Raw genomic sequence first — 23,554 nt, forward strand, 5'->3', positions numbered from 1 at the left:
CGTTACTTCAGCCAGTACTGGCTTCCGTCCGGTTTTCTGTCTAAAAAACCGTATTCGATCAAATAGCGCCGTAAAGTAACGAAGTCGTCGTATGCGGCCTTCAATATTTCATTAACTTCTTTCTCGCTGTAGACATGTCCGCTCTCGAATCGCTTGGCGATCTCTCTCAGAACGACCAGCTTATGCTTTTCCTGCAGATTGAACGTTTTTAAAGGCCCGTCCGTACCCTCGGGAAAATATTTCTGCAAAATCTCTTCGATTTCTTCCGCAGTCACATTGTATCGCTCATCCACCATTTTGGCGGTTCTGTGAGGCTCGACAAAGGCCGGCGCATGCTTGTCCTTTTCCTTGAGCAGCTCCATCATCGCCAAATACACCTTGGACTGGCGCTCTTTTTCCTTCAAAGCGAAGCGGTGATTGCGGATGGTGGATGCGCTACCGATGCCCATTTCCTTCTGAATGTCCGCATCGCTCATCCCTTGGTAAAAATGCCGAAGCAGACTATTTTGATGGTCGGTCAGTCCGGTCAGTTTTTTATCGAGCCCGATCAAATGTTCGAACACGGAGCCATGGGCGTTTTCGATATGAACCCGCGTATAGCGTTCCGCCTCATAGAGCGTGCCTTCGTCCGGATAAATAATTCCCTTCTCCACCGTTTTGCCGCAAAGCAAGCAAATATAACAATCCGTCTCCTCGACGTAACCCCGCTTCAACTCTTCGAACGATGCATTCCAAAAATGCTCAGATAGCTGCATAAAACAAACACACCCTCATCTCGTTTACCTCATAATAGACATATTACATTAACGTTTATAAATATGTCAACAATTGCGAAAGGTATCTACTCCACCACTTCAGTTAGCGGTCCGTCATTGGACAAACCCACTGAAAATATAGATTGACTGCCGATGCCATGAATGCGGGGAAAGCGGAGGCTTCCTCCTTAATCTCCATTGCCAAGACAAGCTACTTCAAAGCCAATGAAATGCTAACAAACCTAACGAAGGAAACAACGGAAAGCGTCTATGACGATTTCAATAAGTATGGTATCGATACTAGCCAAATGAGGTTCACCCTAACCGATTACCAGGAGAGCGCTCGGCATTATCAGCTTGCATTGGATTATCTCGATAAATATGTCCGGGACAAAAAAGCAAGCGATAATAACGAATATTTAAATAACATCGGAAAAGCCGACGATTACGCCAAAATCGCAAAAGAGAAATCCTCCAAAGGATACGCCAAGTGGTCCAAGAATGTGCAAAACTATTAATCGCCCGTTGTCGCATGAAACATACAAAGCCCCTTTCCGGGGCTTTTTGTTATGGATCTTCTTATCGGGCATCTGGTCCCATCTCGCGATAAAATAGATTCGGATAGAGCACTACGATACCGTTTGAATCGACCGTAATGTTCTCCGTAAAATTCCCGCTCTGATATCGAAATATAGACGAATCCTTCCCGCTTTCCAGCAAGGTATAGTTCTGTTTAACCTGTTTATAGCTCAAATCGGCGGCAGAAATGTAGACCACCTGGATTTCCTGCTGTTGTAATGGCTCGTATGACAAGCGGTTGATCGGAAGTGTATTCGTAAAGGGAGTGCATGAAAGATCAATATCCACGCAGCCTGATAATTCAGGGATGACTTGTCCCTGCTCATCTTTCCAAATCCCATTGCCATCAGACAAGAGACGCAAGACTTGATCTTCTCCCAAGTAACGAATTGTGACTGCTCTGGTGACCCAGCTTTTATCGAGCACGATATCATATTTCACTCTGAAGATGTCATTGGTATTTTGACTTCCGATAACAATACTATCAATGAGAATTTGATTGTTTTCCTCTCTAACTTTAACGTGTTCATAACCAATCCCCGTGCTCGGTCTCCATACCATATCCGCAGGCAACATAGGTAAATCCTCCCAATCATTTGTTCACAAAGGAAGTTTATCATGTTCTTTAAAGCTTGTTAAGAGCGATTATTTAAAAGCGGTTCCCGTTCCGACGGATCAAGTCCCGGACGGCGGTATCCACGGCATCGGTCAAAGAATAGCGAGGCGCAAAGGTCCCGATCCCGGCTTCCCGCCCGGCTTGCCGGACTACTTCCTCCCTCTTCACGGCCAATGCCTGGATCGGATACTCCGGCACGATTACGTAGGATTCGTCGATAGAATCTCCTGTCCGAAAATCGCACATGACAATCGTGCTTAACTGGACAAAACGTCCGGCCCCTTAGGAAGCGGCCGCTTCCATCGGCCTTCGCGTCAGCTTGACCTCCACCTCGGCTTCCGTGTCGATGACCGTGTGCAGCTTCGCATCCGCCTTACAATTATAGACGATCTCATGTCCGCGAATGGCTGCAACAATGGACGACGGATCGGAAAAATCAACCCGACACGTTCACCGCCAGGCTATCCGAAAATGTTGTTAAGTTTAAACTTATAAACTCATATATTAAAAAAATTAGTTGCTTTCCTCCACCGCGACGATCAAATCCTTAATGAACTGAAGCGAACCGCGCAAATTTTTGCTTAAACGATACTATTTCTCTTTGCCGCTGCGGTTGAAGTCGATCAGATCGGCCTGTCACGCAATGATCTGCTTTATGCATGCAGCCCAATTGTTTATTTACACAGGCCCTTGCTCATTTGCTCGCTTCGAAAAACCGCAAAACAATCAGCAAAATCTCGCAAAATATTTTCCATATCACAACGGCTACCGCAAAAGCGACAACACCGTATACGAATCCCTTCGGAAGATCGTTTACCGCCTTGGCCGTGTAAAAATATCCTTCTTTAACCGTTGTCATATAGGTATTCGTCCTATAGATTTCTTCTCCGAACAGGGCGGCTTTATAAGCTATCGGAATCCACCCCGCATAAAACAAAACCGTGATTAGCCGGATCGGCGGCGTCTCCCCAAACTTGAACAGTTTGTTCCACATCGCAGACTCCCTCCTATCGCCGTGCACATCGCAAATTGTTGCTTGTTCTAATCAATTTCCTTCCTTGCCAGAGGCTTCATTTCTGCTTATCCGATATACATAGGTCAGCAGGTTCCGGTTTCGCGGGTTCATAAACTGCGCTTCCCGCTTCATTCCTAATTTTTCGGCCACCTTCTGCGAAGCGAGATGGTCGTGCGCCATATTGGCACATACGCTGTCGAATTTCAATGAACCGAAGCCATATTCCAAGCAAGCCTTGGCCGCTTCGTACCCGTAGCCTCGATGCCAGTAAGGATGGTGAATGATATAGCCCAGATCGTTTTCGAAGTGATCTATAATTTTGTACCTCATGAATCCACAGTCACCGACGAACTTCCGATTCGCCTTCAGAAAGACGGCCCATCTGCCGCATCCCATATCTTGATAGTTCCGAATATTTTTTTCCAACCAACTATGAACTTGGTCATCGTCAAAAGGCTGGGGCCAAAAACGCATCGTCTCAGAGTCGGAAAGCAGCATCTTGAGTTCTTCGAAGTCACTTTCCTTATACTCCCGGATCAGTAATCTTTCCGTCGTAATCGTTAACATAAGCATTCAGGCTCCCCTATGATTAGATTCCCGTTCGCGCTGGACCGTGGCCATGCCCCAGCCACGCCCATATACCAAACGCAATAACCAGGGAAAAAGTTACAGAACTTAGTAAGCTATGCAGTTTCTTATCGTCTGCTGAGATCGGCAAGCTTATTGACCGTTTCCCAATTCCTTGTTGTCGCGGTCACCTTCAGCTTCTTTTCCACAAAATTATTTGAAAATAAAGATTTCCCATACCCCTTCCGGGATAAAATATATACTTCCCGGCTCAGCACCCGGAAATCGTCCACATCGTTGCTGTACATCTCGAAATGTGCTATCGCTTCGGTGGTCGGCTGCGATGCGAGGAAGGTTACATATACTTTTTCACCTTCCGGGAGTTCCGCGACGGCAAACGGATTTAGCTTAATGACCTCATCAAGCTCGTCGTTGCTCCTGATTACGACGGGAACGTCGTACCCCAACGCCTCTTTCAGCGTGCTTTCGATCCGATCGCGAAGAACAACCTTATCCGATTCCGTCGTCCCGAAGATGACGTTCCCGCTCTGAATGTAAGTCGTCACCTCCTGCAGCTGCATCGATTCGAAAATGCTTTTCAAGCGATCCATTTTAATTATTTTTTGTCCGCTCACATTAATCCCGCGCAGCATCGCAACGTAAGTATTTATTTCTAGGACCCTGCCTTCTGCAATTGTTGTTCGATATAATCGATCGCCTTGTCTTTATTCTTGAACACCCATTCGATCTTTTCCAGCCCCTCATCGCTGTTGATTCCAAGCAGCAGCGTCCTGACAGCTTCCTCGCAAGGCGGGCCTACGATGACAGCCAGGGGCAGAGCCGGCTGGCAGCAGCCGGTATCGATATCCAGCGTCATCTCCAGCATATCTCCCCATTCATACTTCAGATCGGACCAATCCAGAATAATCGCGTCGGGCTTCCAGGCTTCCAGCGCCGCCCGCCCCATCGCTTTCATATATACCGCATCGCTGTTCCCCGCCGAGCCGAAGCCGTACTCGCCCGAATATTTTATAATCATCATATCGCGATATTCCACAGTCTTTGACGGCGCGATAAAATAATCAATTTGAATATCGCTTAATTCGGATAATTTTACTTCCCGAAAATCGGATTTCATGGCGTCCACCCTCATCACTTTTTCTAAATCATCCCATTATACCAAATATTGCGTTTAAAAGAGAGAGCCTGTGAGGTAAGGATTACTGAGCCGCCTTCATTTTTTGTTTCATCTCATCCAGCATTCGTTGTCTGGCAATTCGGGGATCTAGTTCAGGGTTCAAGATGTGTTGGAGATACTGTTTGGCACTGCTTTCGATCTGCTCGTCCGTTGTTTGTACCGCGCCGTACAACTTGAAATGCGGGAGCATCGTCATGCCGATTTGGTTAGCGAGGGCTTGCAAGGGCCGGGTCAGTTCGCTGATGGTGTAGCCGATCAAGCCACCTGCTTGGTACGACGCTTCCACACCTCCGATGGAGATGGCAAGCAAAAGCTCTTTACCTGCTACTGCCCTGCCGCCGGGTCCGAACAGCCAGGCTGTTGTGAAGACTTCGTCCAGCCATTGCTTTAACAGCGACGGCGTGCTGTACCATTGAAGCGGGAATTGCAAAACAAGGCGATCATGTTCCGCTAGCAGAGCCTGCTCGCGCTCGATGTCGATTGTTTTTTCCGGATACGCTGCATACAACTCGTGTACCGTCACTCGATCGGGATGTTGGCGCAATTCCGTTGTCCAACGTTTGTTGACACGCGACTGTTGCAAATTCGGATGAGCTGCGATAACTAATATTTTTATCATTTTCCATCCCCTTTCATATGACATTGGCTGCCCGCTTTAACTTCCGCTTCAATCGTTTGTTTCATCACTTCAGCTCCCCGTTCTACGCGCATTCGTATCTCCGCTGCGAGCTCATGAGGCAAAAAATCGGTGATCCAAACAAGCCGGCTACGGCTATCATTCTCGGCAAAGACTTGAAACGTTGCATGGTGATGCACAAGCGGCATACGTCCTTCTACTACTGCGTACGCCAGCCGACGCGCCTCGTCATCCACGGCAACGATAAGCTCACGCACGACCGCTCCGTTCGCAAAGGTAAGAATTCGGTAATCGCCATCCAGACGCGTATCCACGGTATAGCCGGGGACGAAGCGCCGATGCACCGCGCCGACATCACGCACCGCATCCCACACTTGCTCGGGTTTAGCCTCAATCATAATTTCCTTGCGAATCGTAGCCATATTCCAATCACGCTCCTACTGCCATCTTATTTTTGATTGACATATAAGTCAATAATAAAAGTAAAAAAATTTATTAAGGTTTAAACAAAGACACGGACGATTCGACCACCTGATCCAAAATCTGCTTTAACTGCTCTTTCCGTGCCGTTTCCGGAATATCTTGCGCGATAAGCTCCTGCTGCACCTGATCCAAATAATTCATCCCCTGAGACACTGAACCCCAGAACTGCCTAGCCATCAGATTAGCGTCACCTGGTTGAATCGTGCCCTGCGCGATCCCCTTTTCAATCGCTTGAGTCATCTGATGCATGAAGTTTTTCATCCATTCGAACGGAGAAAACTCTTCCGACGTATACAGGTGATGTAAATCCAAGCTAATTCGCATGTAAAATCGCGGTATGACCGGATTCTCCATAACACGCTCACACACAATGCGAGCATAGCTCTTGAACAGCTCAAACACAGACCCTTCTTGCTCGAAGAAGGTCTTCGTAAACTGTCTGGATTCCTCCATCATGACTTCGTAAAGCTCGCGGAACAACGCCTTTTTATTTTTAAAATAATAGTAGACCAACCCGTGCGCAAGCCCGGCCTGACTCGCGACATCCCCCATCTCGGATGCTGAATAGCCTTTATCGACATACACGCGGATCGCCGCCTGCAAAATTTCTTGTTTACGCTGCTTCCGAATTTGTTCGTTTTGCTCTCTGGTACGAGGAGACATGTCGCTTTTCACCTTTTAATTTGACTTTGATATCAGTCAAAATTATAGATAATAACAATCCCGATTGTCAATCAAAAAACTCCCCATTCCAAAAGGATGGGGAGTTTGCGACCTTCATGCTCATTTTTGCACTCTTTCGCCGACTTCGCTTGGTTGAAAGCTTGCCTTCTACGCTTCGCCTTCGACCGGGAACCAGCCCGGGACGGCCAAAATCATTTTCCAAAGCGAATCCGGGATGGCGAGGCTTTCCTGATCGTTCTTGGACAGCGCCATACGAAGCTCCTGCTCGCGTCCTTGCGCTACTTTGGCGACCCAATCCGGCTCAAGGATGAGCGCGCGGCCAATCGCGATGAGCGGAATTCCCGACCCCAGCGCCTGCACGGCGTCTTGCGCGGTGCGGATCGCTCCCACACCGATCACCGGGACCCGGCTGCCGACCAGCTCCTGAATAAGCTCCAAGCGGGTTCGGGAATCGTCCGCCCCGCGCCGGGGCACGGACCGGAAATCATTGAGCGAGATATGGAGATAATCGAGCCCTTGGCCCGCCAGCACCTCGACAAAAGCCAACGTATCCGCCATCGTAATCCCCGGCATTTCCGGTTCCTCAGGGGAAAGCCGGTACCCGACGATGAACGGTTCCTTTGCATGCTCGCGTACGACCCGCTGCACTTCGCCGATTAGCTCCAGCGGGAACGTCATGCGCTTCTCCAGCGTTCCGCCCCAGCGGTCAGTACGGCGGTTGGAGTGCGGGGAGAAAAACTGGTGAATGAGAAATCCGTTCGCTCCATGAAGCTCGACCCCGTCGAAGCCGGCTTCGATCGCCCGCCGGGTCGCTTCGCCGAACGCCCGGATGATTCCGGTGATCTCGGAATCGGTCAGTTCGCGGGGCACGGCGGCCCCTTCCTTTTCTTCCGAGATCGCGCTTGCGCTCACGAGATCTCCGCCCGGAAAGCACTTGCGCCCACCGTGAACGATTTGCAGAATCGCCTTGGCACCTTCGCTCTTGATGGCTGAGGCCAGGCGGCTCAGCCCGGAGATCAGCTCATCGCGGTCGGCAAGCGCCGTCCCCGGGAAGCTTCCGCTGGCAGTGACGCCGGCTGCGGCCGTAATCAGCATGCCGACCCCGTTGGCCCGTCTCGCATAGTACTTGATTTCCGCACCCGAAACGGCCCCGTCCGCCAGCGAAGCGGAATGCGTCATCGGCGCCATGACGATGCGGTTTTTCAGTTTAATCCCATTGGGTAACGTGAACGGCTCAAGCATGGGTTGAACGGATTTCGTCATTTGCTGCATCTCCCTTAATGTCGATTGTGGTTAGTATAACAAACAATCACTGACAATGACTGTCAGGGAATCAGCTTCATCAAGATCGTCTCTTGCGGATATTCGGTGCGGCACCACCGGTATTTCTTCAATACCCCGGGATGTACGGCAGACTCGTCCTCCACCCGTTTGTAACCGAACCGGCTGTAGAAGGACTCCAGATGCTCGAACGGGATACAGTAGACGTGCGGAACTCCCCGCCGCCCGGCCTCCTCCACCAGTAAACCGACGACGGCGTTTGCCGCCTGTTTCCCCCGGAAGCGCTCCTGCACATAGATGCCGCCCATCTCGTAAGTATCCTGCCCCATGTTGACCAAGCGGCCGACACCTGCCTTTTCCCCGTTCCATTCAGCGAGCACGATGATTTCGTTCCCGTAATCGGATTCGGCGAAGCCTACTTCCCGGTACTGCTCGTTCACCCACGGCATGTCTTCTTCCCGGGCAGCTCTCAAGGTTAGCATGATCGAATTCTCTCCCTTCACGGTAAATTATAACACGAGTCTGCGGGCAGGGCCTGTCCGAGAACGAGTTGCAGCTAAAGTTGCCGCGGCAAAAAACGCTACACCAGATCCTGCAAAAACAGCGTTGCGTTCAAATAACGTTTGGCCAGGGATTGAAAATACGAGGTCTGCACCGACACCATTGCGATAAAAATCGTATGGCTCAGCAGCTTTTTCTGCCCGTCGCTCAATCCCTCCACCGTCCCGACATAGTCGTCGGCCTTTTGCTTAATTAACTGCTCCAGCATATGGTCGTGGTTACGCAAACCGCTGTCGTGTCCGGACAGGTCCAGCACTTGGTCGTTGTTTTGGTCGAGCTCTTCAAAGATCGAGGAGTATGCAGCGTACAGCTGTAGCGGGGCAACGACATCGTCGGTATCGTCGTCCGGGCGGTTGAAGACGAGCGTCAGCAGCTTGCGGATCGACTCAAAATCGAGCGTCGCCTTCAAATCGTCGATCATGAACAAGATGGCGGTTTGGTCGATCGAATATTTTTTCCCCAGCCGCGGCGAAGGGATGAGCGACTTGAAATCCCGCTTCACCCAATTTTGCACCGAAGTGACCGAATACTGCGCGTATTCGATCTGATTGCCGAGTGCAACGATATCGGTTAGCGAGAAGCCTTCGCCCGTGCTTTTCATCTTGATCAGCTTCTCGAAGATCGGAGGCAGCGAGGTGGATACGAACGCCCCCAGTGTCTTGCCGTGCTCCATGTCGGACCGGTGTGATTTGGCCCAGGCCTCCTGCAGTGTAGCCAGCGGCGTCCGATCCGTCTTTCCGGCAAGAGACATTAACAAGCCGGCCATTTGTTTTCTCGTTAAATAAAAGGTTTCCATAAGCGAGCCCCTTCGTGGCAATGAGTTCATTTGAACTAATCATAAGACTTTGTAGTGAGAATGTCAAAAAGCTCATCCCGTTAAGATTGAGCTTCCTACGGCATTCTCTTTCTCGTTTCCGACGTTTTTTCGCCGAGAATGCTTCAAAATAGACTTTGTTATCCAACTAAAAAGGTCGTATTATAGGTTCATAAGAACTTGTACAAAGAAAGTTCATCATGACGCTTCTGCCGCTGAGACAAACAGGTTATGCTAGGAACGACTAGGCCGCAGCCGGCAGCAAGCGCATCAAACTCGAAAACGATGAGGAGAGCAAACGATGGGATTATGGGCTTTACTTAAAAAAGGAAACACTTCTTCCTTAATGGCGGCGCTTGGAAATACGGCCGTTGCGGCTGCCAAGGGAGTCGCCGCAGCGCTTAGCGGAAGCGGCGCCATGTTCGCGTCGGCCATGCACTCGGTAGCGGATGCGATCAACCAAGGGTTTGTTTTTGCGGGGAGCGTGCTCGCGGAAAAACAGCCGACGCGACGGTTTCCCACCGGCTTCGGCCGTGTAATCAATCTGTTCTGTATGGTCGCGGTCATGGTCGTTTCCTTCATGGCTTATGAAACGATACTGGAAGGCTTTCATCTGCTGGCCCACCCCGCGCAAGCTTCGAATTTCTGGCTGAACTTTTCCATCCTGCTGATCGCCATCCTGACCGACGGCGCCATCCTGTGGAAGGCGATGAAAGAAATCGTCCGCGAAGCGCGCGTGGAAGCCAAAGGATTTGCGGTCATACCCGCCGCATTTCGGAATGTCGGGCGGTCCGCCCCTCCTACCCGGCTGGTCTTCTATGAAGATATCGTTGCGACGCTGGGTGCGGCTCTTGCCTTGATCGCAGTCATCGTTACGCAGCTGTCGGATTTCAAAATGCTAGACGGAATCGCCACGATCCTAATCGGTTGTCTTATGGTCGGTGTGGCATTCAAAGTCGGGTATGACAATATGGTAGGTCTGATCGGCGTAGCCGCGCCGAAAGATGTAGAGGACCGGGTCGCCGGCCTGCTGCTGGCCGACCCGGATGTCCGGGACATTAACCAGCTCCGCATCCTGCAGGAGGGCCGGACGTATCACGTCGACGGCTATGTAGAGCTCCGCGTCGGCTTGACGCTGGCGGATGCCGACGATATTAAGTTCCGCTTGAAAGCGATGCTGCTGAGCGATCCGGACATTACCGACGTTACGCTTGGCATTCTTGAAGACAACGGTGTCCGGGACTGGAGGCCGGAGCTTACACCTTAAACGTCGCGGTGCAAAATTTCGTCGATGATCCCGTAAGCCAAAGCGTCCTGTGCATTCATAAAATAATCCCGGTCGGTATCGCGTTCGACCGTATCCAAGGGCTGCCCGGTATGTACCGCGAGCAGCCCATTCAGTTTGTCGCGAAGCTTGAGTATTCTTCGGGCTCCGATCTCGATGTCCGAAGCTTGGCCTTGAGCCCCGCCGAGCGGCTGGTGAATCATGACTTCGCTGTTCGGCAGCGCGTAGCGCTTCCCCTTCGCGCCGCCGGACAGAAGAAACGCGCCCATCGATGCGGCAAGTCCGATGCAAAGCGTGCTCACATCCGGCTTGACATGCCGCATGGCATCGTAGATGGCAAGACCTGCCGCAATCGAACCGCCGGGACTGTTAATATACAGCTTGATTTCTTTGTCCGGATCAGCCGCAGGCCCGATTTTCATTGTCAATCCGCCGGTGGAGTGAGATAATTATTGTCGTTCCTCATTTTGCTGACGAAAGCGCGGGATAACACGATGGCTATGTCGTATTTTCTATTGTTCTACTTCGTCGTTTACATGGGCAATGCCATTTACGGAACGTACATTCCCGTTTACTTTCAGTCGATCGGCGCGACGCCGACCCAGATCGGGGCGCTGCTCAGCGTCGGTCCGTTCGTCGCCGTGCTCGCTCAGCCGCTATGGGGTGCCGTCGGGGACCGGGCCAGGACGAAAAACGCCGTCCTCGGCTGGCTGATCGCGGGCAGCGGGGCAATGATTCTGCTGTTCCCCTTCTCCGAAGCGTTCCTGTATTTACTTGTCGTCGTATGCTTGTTTACGTTTTTCCAAACGTCCATCTTCGCCTTGAGCGACGCCATCACACTGGAGGAATTGGAGAAGCACAAGCGCTGGTCGTTCGGCCCGATCCGGCTCGGCGGCACGATCGGCTTTGCGGTCATGTCCATTACCTTCGGGTGGATCGCAAAGGACCATATCGGCTATTTGTTTTATGCTTACGCCTTGGTCATGCTGGTGTCGCTGCTGCTGCTGGCCAAGTTTCCCAAGGTATCGGGATACCAATCGACCGGCAACAAAATGCAGGTGTGGGTGCTGTTCAAAAACCGCAAGCTCGTCACCTATCTGGCGATTAATCTAGTACTGCAAATAACGATGGGGTATTATTATACGTTTTTCCCGGTGTACTACAAAGAAATGGGCGGCGACAGCGTGCTGCTTGGCTGGTCGATGGTTGTCTCGTCCCTGAGCGAAATCCCGTTTCTGCTGTTCGCCTCCAAGATTATGAAGCGCGTTCGCATGACGCATATTTTGCTTTTGTCAAGTCTGGCGGCCATGGCTCGCTGGTTCATCTTCTCGTTCACGGACAACCCATATTGGGTGCTTCCCACGCAGCTGCTGCACGGGCTCATCTTTATCGTGCTAACCGTCACCATGGCGATGTATATTAACCAGGAAGTGCCGAAGGAGCTCAAGGCGAGCGGCCAGACGCTGAACGGGCTGCTGAATCTCGGCCTTGCCCGGATCATCGGCAGCTTCTTGGGCGGCTATGCAAGCGAAGCGTACGGCATGCGGAACGTCTTTATGTTCAACGGCTGGGTCGCCGCCGCCTGCGCCGCAGCGATCGTCATCATCACCCTCAGGCAGACCCGCTCGGAGCGGACACTTGACGCCTGACGAATTACACTTGCCCTCTCCAGTCCTGCCCGGACGCCGTTTCGCGCCAACGGCTGCGAATCGCTTGCAGCTGCGCTTCCGGCAGGATGCCTTTCCCCGCCAGCTCTGCGTTCTGCACCCAGCGGTTCGGATTCGCCGTGCCGACTATGGCCGTGCTCACGCCCGGAATACTCAGCGTGAACCGCAGAGCGATCTCGACCGACTGCTCCAAGTCCCCTTGCAGAAAATCGTAACGAAGCCGCTGTAACCGCTCCCAATACGGCTCATGGTAAGCCGAAACGGGTTTCTCGCCCGTCCGCCAGACCGCATTCGCGAGCGGTCTCTTGGCAATGACGCCCATCCCCCTCCGGACAGCTTCCGGTATCGTAAGCTCTACGGCTTCCTGATCCGCAATATTGACCGACGTCTGCAGCGTATCGAATGCCCCGCAGCGGATCGCATAGAGCGCCGCCTCGCGGTCGCCGCTGTAGCCGATGTAGCGTGCTTTTCCCGCCTCGCGCGCCCGCTGAAGCACCTCAATGACGTCCCCCTGCTTCAACAGCTCTTCCGAGCAGCTGTGAAGCTGAATCAAGTCGATATAATCCGTCTTCAGCCGCTTCAAGCTGCGGTCGATGCTTTGGGCGAGCAGATCCGGGTCCCAATCCGGAATGGCAAAGCCGGAGGCATGTCCGCATTTCGTGAACAAATAGCAGTCCTTCCGGCGGTAACCGACCGCTTGTCCGATCAGCTCCTCGCTGCCTTTATAGCATTCCGCCGTATCGATCATATTCAACCCCGCATCCAGCGCCGAATCGAGCAATCGCTCCACGGTCGATACGGAAGCGCCCTCAAAGCCGATCTCCGCTCCGCCGAATCCAAGCATACTGACCTTCATATCCGTATTTCCTAACTGACGCCTTTCCATGCTTGTCACTCCTCCGCTTCGGATTAAGTTTATCTTAACAAATATTTACTCCTTTGTAAGCCGCAAGCGGTCAAGAAGAACAAAAAGCCGGCCGACCAAAATGGTCGAACCGGCTTCCATGAAGCTCAGCCCTTCTGCACTCCGGTACCTGCCGCACGCATCGCGAGCCTGCCTTTCAGCGAGCTCAGCGTGAACAGCAGCAGCGCGCTCCAGATCAGGCAAAAGCTGATCAGGTGCACGGTCGTGAACGGCTCGTTGTACAAAGTGACACCCAGAATGAGGCTAATGGTCGGAGCCAAATATTGCAGGAACCCGACGGTCGTCAGCGACAGCCTTTGAGCCGCCTTGGCAAACCACAGCAGCGGCAGCGCCGTGGCCACTCCTGACGTTGCCAGCAGCAGCTGGTAACCCGTGCTTAACGATGATGTCGTCGATTGGCCTGTCATCCCCACAACAAGCAAATAAACGGCGGCCACAGGCAGCACGACGATCGTTTCTCCGGCGAGGCTCACCATCGGCTCGAGCTGCATTTTCTTTTTGACGAGCCCGTACACTCCGAAGCTCATCGCCAGAGCCAACGATACCCATGGAACCGATCCGTAGCTAAATGTCAGAACGGTTACGCCCGCCGTAGCAAGCACCATGGCCGTCCATTGTACCGCGCGAAGCCTTTCGCCCAAGAAACAGACCCCAAGCAGCACGCTGATCAGCGGGTTGATGTAATAGCCCAGGCTCGTTTCAACAACGCGGTCGTGGTTGACGGCCCAGATGTAGATAAGCCAATTGAGGCTGATCAGCAGGGAGCACCCCACCATCGGCAAAACATTTTTACGCTCGGAAAAAGCGCTCTTGAGCGCCTTCCAACGGCCGCCGATCAAGAGCAGCAGCGCAACAAATACGAAGGACCACACGACGCGGTGGCCTAATATTTCTCCTGAAGAAACAGAAATAAAGGTTTTCCAAAACAACGGCAAAAGGCCCCAGGCAAGGTAAGCCAGCAGCCCGTAACCGATCCCAGCGTTCACGTTTCTCTCTCCCTCTCTATTTCTATATAATCGGAATGACCAAAGAACTCATTATACTCCCGATCTGAGTATCCGGCAAGCACGATTTGATGAACACGATGCTTTTAGCGAGACTGTCTGCGGATACCTTTATCGATAAAATAACATAAAGCAACGCAGGCAAAAGCGACCGCTAACAAGGGAAGAACCGCGCCGAATAAATCCATGGAAAGAAATCCGGCTATCGTGTGAATAAAGGTTATAACCATCCGATCAGCTCCTTTTTCTAATTAGGTCCCGGCATCGGCAATCAAAGGCTTGCTCATGATGTACCAGCGGTCCGTATCTCCCCCACATTTCACCGACCTTATTTTACGAAGTGCCTATGGTTGTGATTATATCGGAAATTCAAGTTATTGGAAACCAATAAAAAAAGAGACTTCCCATCTCCTGCCGACATGAGATGCAAGCCTCTCTTCCTTCCTCTAACCATACACATCCGTTACAAGCGCAAGGGTTAATAACAAGCCCATGATGCCTCCTGCCGCAACGGCCCACCCTCGATGGCTTCGTTCCGCCGCCGCCATAACCGATCGGTAATACAGTACGGCGCCGAGCAAAACTAAAGCAGATTCCAGCAAGATGCTGAGCGTCGGGACCTGCCACAAGCCGAAGCCGAGCAGCGGAAAGCCGCCTGCATTCCCCGGAAAAAGAGGCATATCGGCCCGGTGTACGAGCAGATCGAGCAGCCAGTGGCTGAATACGACCGAACCGACCGCCACACCTCCTCGTCTCCCCCACAGCTTTCCGGCTCCCCAACCGGCAAGAATCGCAAGCAACAAGGCTCCAATCAGGGAATGCGTGTAATCCGCGTGAATCAGGCTTCCTCCGTAGCCTTCGCCCGTGACAGGCTCCAACGTCTCCGCACCCGACAGCAGTAAGGGCACGAAAACAACGTCCAACAGCTGCGTACTCAGCATCAGCGCCCACAGCGGAACGTTCGGAGTCTTGGCCTTCACTGCCGCGGCTAGTCCGAAATGACCTGCGAACATGACCTAGCCCTCCTTTTTCGGGTACGAGCTTGCTTTCGCTTTGGTTTTGGCGTCCAGCCACCCGCACCCAAGCGTGAATAAAAGCACGAAGACGATAAAGCTCATACCGATCTCCTCCCTCTCAAGTCGGCTTTGACTCCGCCTTGGCCCTCCGCTTCATCTCGTGCAGACCCGCAAGAAAGGTGTCGAGTAGCAGCCGGAAGCTGACATCGAGATCGAGCGGCAGACCGAATCCGCCGCGCTGCTCAAGCGATGAGAAGCCGTGCAGAAGGCTGCGCAGTCCGCGTACAGCGTGCAGCGCGGCATCATCCTTCAGCTCGTACGCCTGCAGCGCGCGAACCACGAGATCGACCGTTTCGCCGGCCAAGCGCCGCACCTCCTCGTCCTGCGGGTCGGGAGCGCGGAGCGTCGCATCGTACAAGCCCGGATGCGCGCGGGCAAACGCCACGTAGGCTTTGCCTAGCTCGCGTACCGCATCGTCTCCCGAGCGCCCGACAACGGCCTGTGTCATGACGTGCAGAAGCTGCTCCAGGCCGTGGACGGCCAGCTTGCTGCGCAGCCCGCTTAATCCGTTCACATGGTTATAGAGGGAAGGAGACCGAACGTCCAGCTTCTGAGCGAGCGAAGCCAGCGTGACCTCTTCCAGACCTCGGGTATCGGCGATTTCAACTGCGGCTTGCAGGATCGTAGGCAGATCGAGACCGATTCTTGGTGACATCGTTTACACGCTCCTTTTCGCGGTGAGCGGCAGATTGCGCTCGGCATCGGCAATAGCCCGGTTGAGCGCCTCTTCGGGACGACTGAGCATGCTCCCATGCCCCACAGCGAGCAGCGAGGGCCGATGCTCCCGAAGCTTGCAGGCGCTTTCCAACGCAAGCTCCTTGCTCCAGGTTGCCATCGCCGGGAACGGAAACCACGGCCGGACTTGACCCGATACGGCGATGCCGCCTCTTATCTGGAACGCGTCGCCAGCGATCAATGCCCGGTTACGAGTGTCCAGAAAGGCCATCGAGCCCGGTGTATGTCCCGGGGCCGCCACAGCCAACAGCGAGCCGACCCGGTCGCCGTCCTGAAGCAGCACATCGGCGCGCGTCCGCACGTTCTTCGGCACGCCGCCGCGGACCGGAGTATTCGGCTCGCCCGGGTCCAACGTGACATCGCCCGCCAGCAGCCGCGCATCCCGGGCGGAAATATGCACCGGAACGCCGGGCAGCGCTTGCTTCAGCTTATCGAGCGCGCCGATATGATCGTCGTGCGCGTGGGTCAAGACAATCCGCGTAATCGGCTTCCCGATGGCTTGTGCCGCTTGCAGAATTCCCTTGTCACTATATGGAAGCGCCGCATCGATCAATGTCAAGCCGTCGTTCTCTTCGACAAAGTAACAATTCACCGGAAACATCCGCGGCATAAACGTCAGCTGGTAAACGGTCAGTTCTTGTTTGATTTGCATTGTTGTATCTCCCCTTAGTTAAATAACTAATATCGTTAGTTTTATATTAACTAATACCATTAGTTTTTGCAAGCCTATTTTTTCTGCCGGATGAAAAAACAAAAAAACAGTTACCTTGGAAGATAACTGTTCAAGCTTGTTAAGAAAGTGGGCTTAAATAAAAATAGAGATGCAAACGGAGGTGGGGTATCCGCTGGAGAAGCGATAACGTCCGCCTTTGTCTTCGGGAAATGTCCGCTAACAAGCGGCTTCCAATCAAATTTCCCGAGGACCCGGGGTCCCCGCAAAGTACTCGGACTAAGCTTCCCTGATTCAACTTCACTTTGTGGGGTGGAGCAGCGGTCGGAAGTGGATACCCCGCCCTCTCGTAACCTCTATTACCTGTCACAGCTCAGCACCTCATGAAGCTTCGTGCCGCTTACCTATAAGCTTCGATCCCGTCGCGAAACGCTTCCGGGTCGTCGTTCTCCAAGCCGAACAGCGCTTCCTGCAGCGCGAACGTCCCTTGATAAAATTTCACTCGCTCCAGCAGCCCTTCCATATCCGGATCAAGCTCGATCATATGCCGCAAGAACGGCTCTCCATAAGAAGCGAGCAGCCCCGCATAATCCACCGCCGGGTCTCCCGGACCGGATGAGCCGAAATCAAGAATGCCGCTAATCTCGCGCCGCTCCGGATCGTAAAGAATGTTCGAGCCCCCGAAATCGCCGTGAACGAGCACCGGCGTTATTCGAAAGTTCGCCCCATGGCCGAGAAAGCTCGCAAAGTGCCGCTCCGTCCATCGCTGCGCTTCCCGGTTCATGTGAGGATAAAGCTTCACCCGGATGCGCTCGAACAGGTCCGACCATTCGCGGTAACCGTCATACTCCGGCCCGGACTCTCCCAATGCATCGGCAGGTACGCTGTGCAATTCGTTCAAAAAGGCGGCAAGCTGCCGGGCAATCCCGCGAACCATGGACACACCTGCGCTCTCCAACTTCCCCCACTGACCGTCCAGTAACGGTTCCCCGGGAATTCTCGGGTAGCCGACAAACACGCTGCCGAGCCGATCGGATTGGAGATGCCACTTCGCCGGGGCCGGGACCGGAATCGACACCCGTCCCTTCACGGTGTTTAGAAGACGGACTTCGTAGCGAAGCCGCTCGATCCCTTCCGCATATTTGGGAAATCGGAAAATCCACTCGGCATTCACGAGCAGCACGTCGTTGTTTTGACCGGACTCGATCGCCTCGACCTCGCGCAGCGGCAGCTCGGGACAATAGTGCCTGAGCGTTTCCATATACAAAGTTTTATGTTCCATACCCATCAACTCCCCCACACCGAGACGCCGCGGCCGTTCACGCTCCTGCCGGCTTCGTCGCCCGGATCGAGAACAGCATCGGGATAAGCTCTTTCCCTTTCATTCTCCACCAGCCGTCCTCGCCCTTCTCCATCAGCCCCGGAAACTTTTCGTACATGCAGAAGGGAAACTCGTGAACGAACTCAATGCGCAGCCCGGCTTGAATCAGCGCAGTCACGATGGAGCCCAGCGAATGCGCCCATTCGTAGGTGACGGTATTGTTGATCGTGGCATTTCGGTCGGCATACGTGCCCTCGGTATCAAGTACGATCGCTTCGCCTTCGAAATACGAATAAACCATGCGCAGCTCTCCATCGACGATTTCGAAAATATCGGCAAGCGGATGACCTTCGGCAATATAAAAAGTGCCTCCGGGCTTCAGCCTCTCATAGATGATTTCCGCCCACCTCGTCAAGTCCGGCAGCCAGCACAGCACGCCGTAAGACGTGAACACGATGTCGAACTTCTCCTCCGGCAGCACCTGAGGCACGTCGTACACATTCGCGCATACAAACCGGGCGTCCAGCCCCAGCTTGTCGTTCAGCGAGCAGGCCAGCTTGACCGCTTCCCGGGAAAAATCGACCCCGGTCACCCGCGCTCCAAGCCTGGCCCAGGACAAACTATCCTGCCCGAAATGGCACTGCAGATGCAGCATCGACTTCCCCGCCACGTCGCCCAATTCGTCCAGTTCAACCGACAAGAGAGACGAACGGCCCGCAAGGAACGATGCTACATCGTAAAACTCGGATTGCTCATGCACCGGCGTTCGGTCGTTCCAATTGTCCCGATTCTTATTCATTCCGTACTCCATATGGAAAACCCCTTCCAAATTTGCGATCCTTTCCATCCTATCGCAATCCCGAAAGAGGTGTAAATATCCAAAATTGGTTGAAGCCAAAAAATCCGTCCTGGCAGCAAATGCTCCCTACAGCCCTAGTCAGTCAACGGATCGACTTGAACGGCCGCTTGCTTCCCGCTAAGCTGGATGCCCGTCTTCTTGCGTCCGCTCGCGGACAAATCGTTCAGCAGCGATTCAAGCAGCGCTTTCGCTTGGGCCCCTTCCTTGCCTTGAATCCGCACAACGAATTGGACGGCGTCCCCGGATTTCAAAATCCGCTCCGCCTGCTGCTTCTTCGTCTCGTAATCGTGCTCCTCGATCTGCGGCGTCAGACGAATTTCCTTCAGCTTCGGTGCCTGCTCACGCTTGCGGGCTTGCTGCTCCTCCTCTTTTGCTTTCCCCGCGCGGACCAGCTTGCATGGCGGCGGACTGCTCATGAGCGACGTGCAGACTAGGTCCACCTTGAGCTTCCTGGCCATCGCCAGCGCCTCGGAGGTAGGGACGATGCCGAGATCTTCACCGTCGACTCCGGTTAAATGAACTTCGAACGCTTTAATTTTTTCGTTAAGAATCATTGTGAACCCACCTGAACTTTCGATATAATGAACCCATCTTACCGCTTAGAAGGAGATTTTTCAATGAACCGCAAAGAAATCGAAGAGCAAGTCATCCGCAATTATCAACGGGACGAAAATATTATGATTCTCGCGTTCGCCCAATGGTGCATCAACCACGGCCTCGATCCCGTCGCGCTGTATGAGCAGGCATACCCGCAGCAGGAAGCGAACGCCGCGCTTCAGCAAGCGCTGGAGCTGACCGTGCCGAAGGAGGAAGCCGGGGAAGTGCCGGACGAAACGCTGCTCGGCGTGCTGTCCATGTTCGGCAACGAAGATCTGGCTTTCGTCGTTACCCAGGAAATCGCGAAGCGCCAAAAGTCCGGACGGTAGCGTTCGACATCGCCGGAGTCACAGCTTGGGCCTGCAGCTCGCAGGCTCCCACCCGGCGTATTCCGCTCCTGACTGGCATCGAAACCTCATCCTGAAGCCCCTCCGTTAAGCGGCCGCAGGAACGAACTGCATTCCCACGGCATGGAAGCGTGCTTTCATCGCTCCCGACAATACCAGTGGAACGCTCCTCTACCCGGTCTACCGCTTCCAATCACTCGCCACCCATGATAGAGGAACTGACATGCCTTATGTCATCCATTTCGCCGCTCTCAGCGCAAATTGAGGAACTGACGTTCGCTAATACTCCCATTCCGCGGGACATGAACATTTTTCGACACGAATAAGTCATCCTGCTTCCTCTAACCCCCGACGAACGATCCAACGTTCCGCTTAACGCATCGCAGTTCCTTTATTTCTCAGCTTCATGTACTTGTCAGTTGCACTCGCTATCGGCCGCACGCACTTGTCTTCTGCACACACTTATCAACTGCACATACCATTAGTCGCACGTACTTGTCATCTTGCATGCACTTGTCCCTGCCCACACTATCAGCCCCACCCACTTAGCGAATCCGCACAACACGAAAATCCAACATATCCGCAAACCTCGAAAACCTATACATACCCTTGCCGCAGCCCCGCCAAACTATTTTTTGCACAAAAAAAAGACCGGCTTCAATGGAATCCGGTCCTTGCGGTGTGTCCGCCGATGGCTAGCGGAACGAAGGCGAATCAGCTTAAGCTTTGGTTCACTCGATCGACAATCTGGTCGGATGTCATGCCTTGAGCATTGATAACGGAAGCTTTCGTTGTGGTTTCCGCGATGCCCAGCACGTCCTTGTCCTGTCCGGAAATAACGCAGCAGTCGCAATTTTGCAAACTCGCGTTATCGACGGATACGACTTCGTGCCCGCTCTGCTGCAGCGCGTCCTTTACATCCTGCAAGCTGTTTTCCACTGCAATTCTCGCCATGATCTTCCCTCCTTATCCAGATTGTAGTATGCCGAGCTTCGACCACTTTTATTCGCTGTCGCGGGCCCTTCCCTCCCGATCGCCAACTTCGTCCGCATCGACCAAGCTGTCGACCAGATGGGCAAGCAGGCTTTCCATATCATCGATATGGCTTTCATCGATTTTACGGATAAACTCGATATGTATCCGGTAAGCGCCTTTTTCATCCGAAGGCCCGCCTCCCGATCGTCCGGAACCGTCGTCCGGAACGAATTCCGCCGACCTTTCGTGACGGATCCGGGCTTCCTCCGCCCAACGGTCCGCCATGGCACGGTGGAGCTCCGCCGCGTGCTCGCAGTGGCTGAGCGGCATGTCCAGTCGGAGCGCGAGCTTGGCACCGGGACGCTCGCCGGGTTCAATGAGCCGGAACCTTTCCCCGGCGAAGTCGGACAACACGCTGGTCATGCTGATTTCCGCTTGACAGCAGCCTTCGTCGCGTCGGATGCGCATGCTGAATATCCGTTTCATGCTGGCCAGATCGATGAAATCTTCCCGGCCGATGACCCGGATCATTTGCTCCGCATCCAAATCGTACAAATGTCCTTCGAGCACTACTTTTAAATTATCGAAAATCGTCGGGTCAAACAAGGTAACTTCCCCTTTCGCAGCATGGCTTTACGCCTGCGGCAAATGGCGGATATCCAGCACGTCTCCCTGAGCGAAGCGTCCGCCCTCCACCACGTTTATGATTCGCTCCGCCGCCTCATCCGGCGTATACAGTCCGCCCGTTTGCTTCAGCCCTACGAAGCGCTCCACCTCCGGGAACCGGTCTGACTCCGTCCCGCGGATCAGCTCCTGCATACCCGTGTCCACGACACCGGGCGCGATCGAAACGACCTTCACCGCCTGCAGCCCGTCGCCTTGCTCCAGCCCGACGCAGCGCGTCAGCATATCCAGCCCGGCCTTGGTGGCGCAGTAGCCGCTCCAGCCGGAATACGGCTTTTTCCCCGCGCCGGAAGAAATGTTGACGATCGTTCTGGCCGTCGAAGCGGACCAATCCTTCGTTGCCCGGATAAAAGCGGACATCAGCAGCATCGGGGCCAGCAGATTGACGTTCATCTGCTCCGTCAGCGTGAGGCTATCGGCCTGCTCCAGCGGCATGATCGGCTCCAGCATGCCTGCGTTATTGATCAGCGTGAGGGCGTCGAGCGGCTCCTTTTCAAGCGATCCGACGATAGTCGCGATCAGTGCCTCGATCCCGTCCACGCGTTTGAGATCATATGTGTAATGCTCGGCCTTCCTCGGGGCAGCAGCTCCGTCCGCACGGTCGCCGGCGTCCGCCGCGGTCCGTGAAATTCCGATGACGCGGTGCCCGGCAGCGAGCAAGCGGCGGGTCAGAGCCAGTCCTAATCCTTTGGAAGCGCCGGTCACAATATAACCTTTCATTTAAAAGTTCTCCTTCCACAAAAAACTCCCCTTCCAGCTCGCGTGGTGCGATTTGCAGCACAAGCACGTTAACCTGAAGGGGAACCTCGCTATGGTCCTATTTCTATTGTACCATTGATTAGATTAAATTTCAGCTTTTGCTGCATGCCGCTCTGCCAGCTTGTGCCGGAGATCGCCGCCAATCAAGCTTGCCGAATCCCATGTCGCATTCCGGACGAACAATCCCGCCTTTCCGGTCAGAATCAGGTTCATCCCCCATTGGCGCATCCAGAACAATCCGTCCTCGGGACCAAGCCCGATGCAGTACAGCGGCATGAACGACCGATGCTTCGGCCCTTCCTTTCCTTCCATCTCGGACGAAATAATTTTCGCAAGCCGCTGCGCCTGCGGAATCGCCTCTTTGCACGTCATCGCGTCCTCTTGTCCTGTACGGGGGTCGATAATTCGGGCCCCGTCGCCGATCGCATAAATGTCTCTCGTACCCTTAACTCGGTAATGGGCGTCTACGGTCAATCTGCCGTCGGCTTCCGTGGGCAGCCCTAGCTGCTTCAGCGCCGGATTCGGCTTGAGTCCAAGCGTCCACACGCATACGCCGGCAAGCAGCTTGGAGCCGTCGCTCAAATGCAGCACGCCGTCCGCATGCTTCGTGCCCCGGACGCCGTACCGTACGTTCACCCCGACGCGGCCGAGCCTGCTCTCGGCCTTGCGTCCGACAACGGCGGGAGCATTGTCCATCAGCCGCTTCCCCGAATGGACGAGATGCACCTCGGCCAAGCGGGGATCGAGCCCGCCCTGCTCTGCCTCCCGCTTCAACCAATAAGCGATTTCCGCCGAAGCTTCCATCCCCGTGATGCCTCCGCCGACGACCGCTACGGATAGCAGGCTTTTTTGCTGAGAGGGCTCCCTTTCCAACCGCGCCTGCTCCACCTTCCGCTTCAGCTCGTTTCGGATTTGTTCGGCGGCCGCGACGCTCGTCAGCGGAATGCCTCCCTGCTCGGGCGTAGGCGAGACGACGATGCTGCCCAGCGCAAGGATCAGCCGGTCGTAGAGCAGCGCGCCGGTCGTACCGTCCGGATAAGTCACTTGAATCGTACGGCGGCTTGCATTCACGGAAGTCAGCGCAGCGGTAATGCAGGTCACCTCATCGCCAAAATAGCAGGAGAACGGTACCCGAAGCTCCGGCTCCCCGACGGCCGCCTTAAACAGCAGCACCTTTCGCAAGTGGTACGGCTCCTTATCAACCAAGATCAACCGAACCTTTTGTTTCGCATGGGCATATTGCTTTTGCAGCGCCCGAACCGCATTCAGACCGGCGTAGCCTCCGCCGACAACAACGATTGTTTTGCTTTCCATGGTGATCCACCCTCTCGCGTCTTTTACCCTTATGGCGAACGAAAGGACCGGCTTGTGACAGCCTGCGCGAAAAAAGCGCAAAAAAAGCCAACCGGGCAAATCCGGTTGGCCTGTCGCCGGCGGCATCCCTTAATCGGGATTCCGGC

29 protein-coding genes and 1 pseudogene are annotated in these 23,554 nt (G+C 54.0%); 4 read left to right on the forward strand and 26 right to left on the reverse strand.

All coding sequences use genetic code 11. The annotated features are described in order from the left end of the window. Positions 1-2: 2 nt before the first annotated feature. Entirely contained in the window at positions 3-755 is a 753-nt protein-coding gene (locus PEL01S_RS23700) for a DUF2087 domain-containing protein (RefSeq protein ID WP_127462040.1), read from the reverse strand. A 158-nt stretch (positions 756-913) separates the two neighbouring features. Between PEL01S_RS23700 and PEL01S_RS23705 the strand changes: the two genes are divergently transcribed. Continuing rightward, the gene (locus PEL01S_RS23705; protein WP_127462041.1) at positions 914-1,273 is read left to right on the forward strand and encodes a hypothetical protein; all 360 of its coding nucleotides are present in this window, start codon (positions 914-916) and stop codon (positions 1,271-1,273) included. A 61-nt stretch (positions 1,274-1,334) separates the two neighbouring features. On the opposite strand, the gene PEL01S_RS23710 is transcribed toward PEL01S_RS23705, so the two are convergent. The 12 genes from PEL01S_RS23710 to PEL01S_RS23765 form a co-directional block, all read right to left on the reverse strand. After that, the gene (locus PEL01S_RS23710; RefSeq protein WP_127462042.1) at positions 1,335-1,910 is read right to left on the reverse strand and encodes a putative glycolipid-binding domain-containing protein; all 576 of its coding nucleotides are present in this window, start codon (positions 1,908-1,910) and stop codon (positions 1,335-1,337) included. Positions 1,911-1,983: 73 nt separating this feature from the next. Next, positions 1,984-2,196 carry a hypothetical protein gene (locus tag PEL01S_RS23715; protein WP_127462043.1) on the reverse strand — a complete coding sequence of 71 codons (213 nt, stop codon included), beginning with the start codon at positions 2,194-2,196 and terminating at the stop codon, positions 1,984-1,986. 448 nt (positions 2,197-2,644) lie between these two features. After that, entirely contained in the window at positions 2,645-2,944 is a 300-nt protein-coding gene (locus tag PEL01S_RS23720; protein WP_063178451.1) for a hypothetical protein, read from the reverse strand. Positions 2,945-2,995: 51 nt separating this feature from the next. Further along, positions 2,996-3,532 carry a GNAT family N-acetyltransferase gene (locus tag PEL01S_RS23725; protein WP_127462044.1) on the reverse strand — a complete coding sequence of 179 codons (537 nt, stop codon included), beginning with the start codon at positions 3,530-3,532 and terminating at the stop codon, positions 2,996-2,998. Between the two features lie 128 nt (positions 3,533-3,660). After that, the gene (locus PEL01S_RS23730; RefSeq protein ID WP_307722012.1) at positions 3,661-4,227 is read right to left on the reverse strand and encodes a DUF1697 domain-containing protein; all 567 of its coding nucleotides are present in this window, start codon (positions 4,225-4,227) and stop codon (positions 3,661-3,663) included. Next, positions 4,206-4,670 carry a hypothetical protein gene (locus tag PEL01S_RS23735; RefSeq protein WP_127462046.1) on the reverse strand — a complete coding sequence of 155 codons (465 nt, stop codon included), beginning with the start codon at positions 4,668-4,670 and terminating at the stop codon, positions 4,206-4,208. Before PEL01S_RS23735 ends, PEL01S_RS23730 begins: the two co-directional genes overlap by 22 nt. Before the next feature lie 82 nt (positions 4,671-4,752). Next, positions 4,753-5,346, reverse strand: coding sequence for an NAD(P)H-dependent oxidoreductase (locus tag PEL01S_RS23740; RefSeq protein ID WP_218032554.1), 594 nt, complete (start codon positions 5,344-5,346; stop codon positions 4,753-4,755). Next, positions 5,346-5,789: an SRPBCC family protein gene (locus PEL01S_RS23745; RefSeq protein WP_127462048.1), complete on the reverse strand. Its 444-nt coding sequence runs from the start codon at positions 5,787-5,789 to the stop codon at positions 5,346-5,348. Before PEL01S_RS23745 ends, PEL01S_RS23740 begins: the two co-directional genes overlap by 1 nt. Positions 5,790-5,862: 73 nt before the next feature. Continuing rightward, entirely contained in the window at positions 5,863-6,513 is a 651-nt protein-coding gene (locus PEL01S_RS23750; protein ID WP_174806996.1) for a TetR/AcrR family transcriptional regulator, read from the reverse strand. A 168-nt stretch (positions 6,514-6,681) separates the two neighbouring features. Further along, the gene (locus PEL01S_RS23755) at positions 6,682-7,797 is read right to left on the reverse strand and encodes an NADH-dependent flavin oxidoreductase (protein ID WP_127462049.1); all 1,116 of its coding nucleotides are present in this window, start codon (positions 7,795-7,797) and stop codon (positions 6,682-6,684) included. Positions 7,798-7,859: 62 nt separating this feature from the next. After that, positions 7,860-8,297 (reverse strand): GNAT family N-acetyltransferase, encoded by a 438-nt coding sequence (locus PEL01S_RS23760; RefSeq protein ID WP_127462050.1) that lies wholly within the window; start codon positions 8,295-8,297, stop codon positions 7,860-7,862. Between the two features lie 98 nt (positions 8,298-8,395). Next, entirely contained in the window at positions 8,396-9,172 is a 777-nt protein-coding gene (locus PEL01S_RS23765) for a DUF1836 domain-containing protein (RefSeq protein ID WP_127462051.1), read from the reverse strand. A gap of 319 nt (positions 9,173-9,491) precedes the next feature. Here PEL01S_RS23765 and PEL01S_RS23770 point away from each other — a divergent pair, with 319 nt between their 5' ends. Next, positions 9,492-10,457 (forward strand): cation diffusion facilitator family transporter, encoded by a 966-nt coding sequence (locus PEL01S_RS23770; RefSeq protein ID WP_127462052.1) that lies wholly within the window; start codon positions 9,492-9,494, stop codon positions 10,455-10,457. Here the strand turns inward: PEL01S_RS23770 and PEL01S_RS23775 are convergent. Further along, a pseudogene (locus PEL01S_RS23775) lies at positions 10,454-10,882 on the reverse strand (ATP-dependent Clp protease proteolytic subunit); the annotation flags it as partial. The gene PEL01S_RS23770 and the pseudogene PEL01S_RS23775 overlap by 4 nt on opposite strands. Positions 10,883-10,927: 45 nt before the next feature. On the opposite strand from PEL01S_RS23775, the gene PEL01S_RS23780 reads away from it, so the two are divergent. Further along, positions 10,928-12,124, forward strand: coding sequence for an MFS transporter (locus PEL01S_RS23780; protein WP_127462053.1), 1,197 nt, complete (start codon positions 10,928-10,930; stop codon positions 12,122-12,124). 4 nt (positions 12,125-12,128) lie between these two features. Here PEL01S_RS23780 and PEL01S_RS23785 read toward each other — a convergent pair whose 3' ends face one another. From PEL01S_RS23785 to infC, 8 genes are all read right to left on the reverse strand, one after another. Further along, positions 12,129-13,028 (reverse strand): aldo/keto reductase, encoded by a 900-nt coding sequence (locus tag PEL01S_RS23785; protein ID WP_127462054.1) that lies wholly within the window; start codon positions 13,026-13,028, stop codon positions 12,129-12,131. 125 nt (positions 13,029-13,153) lie between these two features. Next, positions 13,154-14,053, reverse strand: coding sequence for an EamA family transporter RarD (gene rarD, locus PEL01S_RS23790; RefSeq protein WP_063178473.1), 900 nt, complete (start codon positions 14,051-14,053; stop codon positions 13,154-13,156). Between the two features lie 464 nt (positions 14,054-14,517). After that, a complete protein-coding gene (locus PEL01S_RS23795; RefSeq protein WP_127462055.1) occupies positions 14,518-15,084 on the reverse strand; it encodes a permease in 567 nt (188 codons plus the stop codon). 121 nt (positions 15,085-15,205) lie between these two features. Then, positions 15,206-15,802 (reverse strand): TetR/AcrR family transcriptional regulator, encoded by a 597-nt coding sequence (locus tag PEL01S_RS23800; protein WP_036676142.1) that lies wholly within the window; start codon positions 15,800-15,802, stop codon positions 15,206-15,208. Between the two features lie 3 nt (positions 15,803-15,805). Continuing rightward, positions 15,806-16,534: an MBL fold metallo-hydrolase gene (locus tag PEL01S_RS23805; protein WP_063178477.1), complete on the reverse strand. Its 729-nt coding sequence runs from the start codon at positions 16,532-16,534 to the stop codon at positions 15,806-15,808. A gap of 418 nt (positions 16,535-16,952) precedes the next feature. Continuing rightward, the gene (locus tag PEL01S_RS23810; RefSeq protein ID WP_127462056.1) at positions 16,953-17,834 is read right to left on the reverse strand and encodes a phosphotransferase family protein; all 882 of its coding nucleotides are present in this window, start codon (positions 17,832-17,834) and stop codon (positions 16,953-16,955) included. A gap of 37 nt (positions 17,835-17,871) precedes the next feature. Continuing rightward, positions 17,872-18,672, reverse strand: coding sequence for a class I SAM-dependent methyltransferase (locus PEL01S_RS23815; protein WP_239551129.1), 801 nt, complete (start codon positions 18,670-18,672; stop codon positions 17,872-17,874). Positions 18,673-18,806: 134 nt separating this feature from the next. Further along, positions 18,807-19,286 (reverse strand): translation initiation factor IF-3, encoded by a 480-nt coding sequence (gene infC, locus PEL01S_RS23820; RefSeq protein WP_127462058.1) that lies wholly within the window; start codon positions 19,284-19,286, stop codon positions 18,807-18,809. A gap of 63 nt (positions 19,287-19,349) precedes the next feature. Here infC and yxiS point away from each other — a divergent pair, with 63 nt between their 5' ends. Further along, on the forward strand, positions 19,350-19,658 hold the full coding sequence (yxiS, locus tag PEL01S_RS23825) for a protein YxiS (protein ID WP_127462059.1): 309 nt from the start codon (positions 19,350-19,352) through the stop codon (positions 19,656-19,658). Positions 19,659-20,390: 732 nt separating this feature from the next. On the opposite strand, the gene PEL01S_RS23830 is transcribed toward yxiS, so the two are convergent. The 4 genes from PEL01S_RS23830 to PEL01S_RS23845 all read right to left on the reverse strand — a co-directional run bounded on the left by PEL01S_RS23830 (position 20,391) and on the right by PEL01S_RS23845 (position 23,408). Beyond that, complete coding sequence (locus PEL01S_RS23830) at positions 20,391-20,630, reverse strand: YkuS family protein (protein ID WP_063178485.1); 240 nt, start codon at positions 20,628-20,630, stop codon at positions 20,391-20,393. 48 nt (positions 20,631-20,678) lie between these two features. Continuing rightward, positions 20,679-21,257 carry a hypothetical protein gene (locus PEL01S_RS23835; RefSeq protein WP_063178487.1) on the reverse strand — a complete coding sequence of 193 codons (579 nt, stop codon included), beginning with the start codon at positions 21,255-21,257 and terminating at the stop codon, positions 20,679-20,681. Between the two features lie 27 nt (positions 21,258-21,284). Further along, a complete protein-coding gene (locus PEL01S_RS23840; RefSeq protein WP_127462060.1) occupies positions 21,285-22,055 on the reverse strand; it encodes a (S)-benzoin forming benzil reductase in 771 nt (256 codons plus the stop codon). 123 nt (positions 22,056-22,178) lie between these two features. Further along, on the reverse strand, positions 22,179-23,408 hold the full coding sequence (locus tag PEL01S_RS23845; protein WP_163767622.1) for an NAD(P)/FAD-dependent oxidoreductase: 1,230 nt from the start codon (positions 23,406-23,408) through the stop codon (positions 22,179-22,181). Between the last annotated feature and the right edge of the window lie 146 nt (positions 23,409-23,554).

Source organism: Paenibacillus elgii NBRC 100335 (genome assembly GCF_004000865.1).
In the GTDB taxonomy this organism is placed as follows: domain Bacteria; phylum Bacillota; class Bacilli; order Paenibacillales; family NBRC-103111; genus Paenibacillus_G; species Paenibacillus_G elgii.